The 555-nt window shown below is 48.5% G+C and carries 1 pseudogene; it reads left to right on the forward strand.

Annotated elements, in window-relative coordinates:
- Positions 1-555: pseudogene (locus tag R7E78_RS29380) on the forward strand (hypothetical protein); the annotation flags it as partial.

The following is a 555-nucleotide window of genomic DNA, read 5'->3' on the forward strand; positions in this document are numbered from 1 at the left end:
TCTTACGATACAAACATTTACGATAAAGACGACTACCGTTCTGTCCGCAATTTCTCGTGGGGAGGCGATCTCGTTTATTCCTTTTCGAGCGACACAAAAGCCTATTTTTCTACGGGTGGCTATCGTGCCCTAGAAGATGAAGTCGGCACCTACGCGACAGATTCGGTGTTGGGCTTGCAATACACGAACCTATATCGCTTTGGAGATACAGGGAAAATCGGCGTTGCGGGTCAGCTCACCATTCCAACTTCAGAAACATCTCGTAAAGATGAACTGCACACCGCGGTTCGTTTAGATGTGCCGATCTCTTTTTCAGCTTGGAGCGTCGATTTTTCGGTTTCGCCAAGACTGAGAAAAAATTTCCACGAATACAAAACCATGGGTGGACGCTCGCTGACTGAGTGGACTTACTCGTTGTTTGCTGTTGCGGAAAAGTCGTGGGAATCGTTCGCAGTGGGGATCACGGCGTTAGGTGGTAACAGCATCAGTTATCAAGGTACGCGCAGAAGCAGTTGGCAGTATGAAGGGGCGTTGTACGGCACATACGAGTTTGAT

This window comes from Vibrio sp. YT-19(2023) (genome assembly GCF_033337395.1).